The 637-nt window shown below is 26.4% G+C and carries 1 protein-coding gene; it reads right to left on the reverse strand.

Annotated features, from left to right (window positions below; translation table 11 throughout):
* Nucleotides 1-35: 35 nt before the first annotated feature.
* Complete coding sequence (locus K1J10_RS10665) at nucleotides 36-590, reverse strand: ThiF family adenylyltransferase (RefSeq protein ID WP_223357356.1); 555 nt, start codon at nucleotides 588-590, stop codon at nucleotides 36-38.
* Nucleotides 591-637 lie beyond the last annotated feature (47 nt).

Here is a 637-nt window from a genome sequence, read left to right on the forward strand (position 1 = left end):
TCTAGTAAATGTGTTGCAACTCTACTATACAGGATTTATTCCTTTTTGTGTTTACACAACTTATTGTACACTACCCAGAAAACAAACTGAGGTCTAACTTCTTCTAATATATTATTCATATTTTTATCCGTGATATAATCTGCATATACTTTTTCTATACACTTAAATTTTTGGGATATAACTTCTGTTTTTTGTTTTCCTATATCAGACATTTTATATGATAATTGTGCAGTAATATTATGCTGTTCTACAATATCTCCATCTACTATTGAAATATCAGTAAAGCCATATTTTTCAAATTGTTCTACTAATGGACTACCAACCGTTCCTAAACCTATAATTAATATTTTTGAATTACATATATTTTTAAAGTCTGTAAATGGATTATCAGATTTAATTGAACTCAACCCTTGTATATTTCTACTATACAATTTGTATTTTTCATATTCATCATCAGTAAGTTCAAATACTAGTTTATTATGTTTTAAATCATTATATACTTGAAAGTCTTTGGAAATATGATATTTATTTATTAATTTCAGTTCTTCCCAGGTATCATTACGGTAGTGTACAATAAGTTGTGTAAACACAAAAAGGAATAAATCCTGTATAGTAGAGTTGCAACACATTTACTAGA

The organism is Streptococcus australis, assembly GCF_019930045.1.
Classification (GTDB): domain Bacteria; phylum Bacillota; class Bacilli; order Lactobacillales; family Streptococcaceae; genus Streptococcus; species Streptococcus australis_D.